The following is a 4,818-nucleotide window of genomic DNA, read 5'->3' as shown; positions in this document are numbered from 1 at the left end:
TTGCCAGGAAATTTCCTTCCCATTGTTGCTGATCCTGCTTTGTATCCTGGCCGTGTTTGCACCATCATTTATGATGAACGGTGTACCTAAGGCCATGTTCTTGCCGCTGTCTCTTTCGATAGGTTTAACCATGATCGTGTCGTACATCATAGCACAAACGCTGGTGCCGATCATGTCGAACTGGCTTATCAAGGCCGAAACTTACCAGCACTATGAGCATGGCAAACTACACGCTCATGCCGGTGAAGCTATGGACAGGCCGGAGGAAGGGCAGGTAAACCATCACCTGCAGCAGGAACAAAAACATCCCGAAAAGAATGACCTGTTTGAACGGGTAAAAATTCGTTTCATGAACATCCTGCAAAAATGGATGCCGAATAAACGTGTAATTGTGCCTGTTTATCTTGTTATAGTGTTGTTGCTTGCAGGTGTATGCTTTGTTACCATAGGCAAGGATATGATGCCTAAGCTTAATAACGGCCAGTTCCAGATCAGGATCAAAGAACCCGACGGTACAAGGCTTGAGCGCACAGAAGATGGGTTGAAACAGGTATTGCAGATCATCGACAGTACCGTAAATCATCACGTAGCTATTACATCGGGCTATGTGGGGATTGTGCCCAGCAGCTACGGCACCAGTAACCTTTATGTGTTTAATACAGGTACACATGAGGCTGTGCTTCAGGTTAATCTTGACGAGGATTATCATATCAATATGGATGAGCTTAAGGATGCCCTCCGTAAAAACATAGCATCGCGTATACCCGATCTCCGTATTACTTTTGAACCTATCGACATGACTGAAAAGATCATGAGCCAGGGTGCATCTACCCCAATTGAAATAAGGGTGGCAGGTAAGGATATGGCACAGATAGAAGGCTATGCCAACAAAGTTTTGGCCGGGCTTAAAAAGATAGATTACCTGCGGGATGTGCAGATCAATCAACCGCTAAAATTTCCGGTGGTTGCCATCACGCTCGACAGGCTCAAAGCTGCTCAGTTGGGGCTGGATATTAAAGATGTTGCCCGGTCTGTTACAGCCAGTACGTCATCAAGTCGTTTTACGGAGAAAAATCTTTGGCTCGATGACAAATCGGCCTATACCTACCAGGTACAGGTGCAGATTCCGGAGTATGTGATGAATACTATGGATGAGTTGAAAGAGATCCCATTGGTAAAAGGCCAAAGTACACCGGTACTGGGCGATATTGCCAGCTTCAAGGTCAACTATGTCCCCGGCGAATATGACCGTACCGGTCCACGGCGCTTTTTAACGGTGAGCGCTAATATTTACAAGAGAGACCTGGGAACGGCTACCGCCGCTGTTCAGGACGTTATTAAATCGGTTGGCGCACCTCCTAAAGGCTTAATTGCAGAGGTTAAAGGGATGTCGAGCTTGCTAACGGAAACGTTGGACAGCCTGCAAAACGGTTTGATGTTTGCCATTTTGGTGATCTTTTTACTGTTGGCCGCCAATTACCAGTCGTTTAAATTATCGCTTACAGTGTTATCCACCGTGCCAGCGGTAATATTAGGCTCGCTAACAGCCTTGCTGCTTACCGGGTCAACACTTAACCTACAGAGTTATATGGGGATGATCATGTCAACAGGGGTATCGGTAGCAAACGCCATCCTGATCGTGACCAATGCCGAGACCCTGAGGTTGGATTATAAAGACTCCACAAGGGCTGCCATTACCAGTGCGTCCATCCGGTTAAGGCCCATCCTCATGACCAGTTTAGCCATGATGGCCGGTATGGTCCCCATGGCATCGGGTATGGGTGAAGCCGGCGAACAAACCGCTCCATTAGGCAGGGCCGTTATAGGGGGCTTGTTTGCCTCAACCTTAGCCGCGCTGTTTATCCTGCCACAGGTATTTGCCTGGGTTCAGCAAAAAACTACTTATGATTCCCCTTCCCTGTTAAAGGATGTAAACGTTAATCAACCGCAACAACTTGAAACTTCCAATAGCTAAAATATCATGAAACTAAAATATATCATACTGCTAAGCAGTATCAGCCTGATGGCCGCATGTGCAGGCAATCAAAAACCGGTGGATATGACAGAAACAAAATCCACCAAAAAAGTAACCGGGTATGAAACCGGCAAAGTATCCGAAAAAGCACTGTCGAGCGAAGCCCGGCTTCCCGGTCAGTTAAAACCTTATAACGAAGTAAACCTGTTTCCTAAAGTAAACGGGTTTGTGAAAACCGTTTTTGTTGACCGGGGTACACTGGTTAAAAAAGGACAACTGTTAATCACCTTGGAGGCTCCCGAAATGGAATCACAACTACAGGCTGCCGATTCGCGCTATATGCAGGCCAAGGAAAATGCTGTTGCCAGCAAGGAAAAGTATCAGCGATTAAAAGAGGCCGCAAAAGAGCCCGGCTCGGTATCGCCGCTTGAACTGGATAATGCACTGGCAAAAATGAAAGCCGATGAAGCCATGGCCCGGTCAGAAAACTCTATCGTTGCATCTGTGCGCACCATGCAGGATTATCTGAATATCCGCGCACCTTTTGATGGTATGATCATTCAACGTAACGTATCACCGGGTGCTTTGGTAGCTCCGGGTAAAGGCACCGATTTGCCTATGCTCATTTTGCAGGATACCCGAAAACTACGTTTAGAGGTTTATGTCCCCGAAGATTATGTGGATAAAGTTGATCTTAAACAACCCGTTAAATTCACTTTTAACGCTATGCCAGGGCAGGAACAAACGGCTAAGATAAGTCGTTCGGCTAATGCTTTAGGGAGCATGCGTTCTGAAGCTATTGAGATAGACGTTTTAAACCTCCAGGGGATATTAAAACCGGGTATGTATGCTGAAGTTAAGATCCCGATGTTATCTGGCGCAAAATCACTGCTTGTTCCAAACAACGCCATCATCCGTTCAACCGAGCGGGAATATGTAATTGCTGTAAAAAATGGCAAAGCTGTTTTAACAGATATCAAGGAAGGATTAACAAGGCATGATTCAACCGAGGTGTTCGGTAACCTGAAGGCCAATGATCCCATCCTCAAAAACGCAAGCGACGAGGTGAAGGAAGGGGCGATGATTCAATGATGTTGTTAGTGGGTTGCTAATTCCCTCTTGAGGGCGGGGTTATTGTATGCTAATTATATATCTGCAAGTTCAAAATTATAAGCGAAGTAATCGCCGGCGCTTAGCTGTGCGTGTTTTAAGAACTAAAGATTAGCATATAATAGCCCTGCTCTTTAAAGGAGAATTTAAAAGTTTCGTTACACAAAGCTCAGCTTCGCCTGTTGCTCATCTACCTCTAAAGTTACCTCGCGCCCCAACACCAGGCTATTATTATCCGGAATATGCCCCGCCGGGAAATCAAAACATACCGGGTAATTATAATCTTTAACAATGTCCGTTACTATTTGTGACACGGTTTGGCCAAAGGGGATATCATTATCTTTAATATCGGTAAATCCACCCACTACCACACCCGCCAGATTTTTTAGCTTTCCGGCCCTGTCCAACATGCGCAGCATCCTGTCTACCGAATAAAGGTATTCGCCTACATCTTCAATAAACAGGATCTTGCCGGTATAATCCAGATCAGATACCGAGCCGGAAATAGCTACCAGCAGGGATAAGTTGCCGCCAATTAGTACGCCTCCAGTATTGCCCGGTTTGTTGATATTATGGGTTGTAAAATCATAGTTCAGTTCTTCGCCAAACAGGGCTCGCCTCAAAGTATCTATCGAATGTTTGGACGCATCCGGAATATTAACCGGCATTTGCCCGTGAATGGTTTGCGCTCCGTAATTGGCAAACAAGTGGGTATGAAGCACCGTGATATCACTAAAGCCGATGAGCCATTTTGGATTTTGCGCCAATCGGCCAAAATCAACCTTGTCAATCATCCTGACGGTTCCGTAACCGCCGCGGGCAGCTATGATGGCTTTGATACTGTCATCGTCAATAAAGCGCTGCATATCCGCCGCACGCAACTCGTCATTACCTGCAAACTGGTGAAATGAGGCATTTACGGTATCGCCCAACACAACTTCCAGTCCCCAGCTTTGTAGCAATGCAATGGCGTCCGTCATAGGGTTAGGTAGTTTTTTTGCCGGGCAGGTGATAGCTATTTTATCGCCTTTTTTGAGGTATGGTGGTTGAATTTGAACCATGATTTTAAAGATTTAACGATTGCCTTGATTATTAAAGTCAAAATTCAGGAAATCCTTAAATCATGAGCATCATGGTTCAGGTATTTTCCGATTGAAATGAATTATCTTTGCACACTATTTACCAAGGCGATATTTAATGTCACAACTCAACAAATATAAACGATTCACCATTACATCGGCCCTGCCTTATGCCAACGGCCCCTTACATATCGGTCACCTCGCGGGCGCGTACCTGCCGGCAGATATTTTTGTGCGGTACTTAAGGCTCAAAAAAAAGGATGTAGTGTATATATGCGGTTCGGATGAGCATGGCGCGGCCATCACCATCAAAGCCAAAAAAGAAGATACTACCCCGCAGGCTATTATTGATAAATATCACAAGCAAATAAAAGATAGTTTTGAAGAGTTCGGGATTGCGTTTGACATTTATCACCGAACTTCGTCGCCTATTCATCATGAACTGAGCCAGGAGTTTTTCCTGAACCTGTATGAAAAGGATGAGTTTATTGAGAAATTCTCCGATCAGTATTTTGACGAGGATTACCAGCAGTTCCTGGCCGACCGTTACATCATTGGCACTTGCCCAAATTGCGGCAATGAAAATGCTTATGGCGATCAGTGCGAGCGTTGCGGTACTTCCCTTAGTCCTACGGACCTTATTAACCCGATCTC

4 protein-coding genes are annotated in these 4,818 nt (G+C 45.5%); 3 read left to right on the top strand and 1 reads right to left on the bottom strand.

The features are described 5' to 3' along the window. Together VF500_RS02245 and VF500_RS02240 are read left to right on the top strand one after the other, a co-directional pair. A partial coding sequence (locus tag VF500_RS02245; RefSeq protein WP_330858117.1) for an efflux RND transporter permease subunit occupies window positions 1-1,975 on the top strand: 1,975 nt, incomplete at its 5' end. 6 nt (window positions 1,976-1,981) lie between these two features. Continuing rightward, a complete protein-coding gene (locus tag VF500_RS02240; protein WP_330858116.1) occupies window positions 1,982-3,067 on the top strand; it encodes an efflux RND transporter periplasmic adaptor subunit in 1,086 nt (361 codons plus the stop codon). A gap of 176 nt (window positions 3,068-3,243) precedes the next feature. Here VF500_RS02240 and VF500_RS02235 read toward each other — a convergent pair whose 3' ends face one another. Beyond that, on the bottom strand, window positions 3,244-4,146 hold the full coding sequence (locus tag VF500_RS02235; RefSeq protein ID WP_330858115.1) for an LD-carboxypeptidase: 903 nt from the start codon (window positions 4,144-4,146) through the stop codon (window positions 3,244-3,246). A 136-nt stretch (window positions 4,147-4,282) separates the two neighbouring features. Between VF500_RS02235 and VF500_RS02230 the strand changes: the two genes are divergently transcribed. Beyond that, the coding region (locus VF500_RS02230; RefSeq protein WP_330858114.1) for a class I tRNA ligase family protein at window positions 4,283-4,818 on the top strand (536 nt) is incomplete at its 3' end.

It is taken from the genome of Mucilaginibacter sp. (assembly GCF_036383575.1).
GTDB lineage: Bacteria > Bacteroidota > Bacteroidia > Sphingobacteriales > Sphingobacteriaceae > Mucilaginibacter.
The sequence above is the reverse complement of the archived record's forward strand: the minus strand, read 5'-3'. Positions and strand labels throughout refer to the sequence as shown.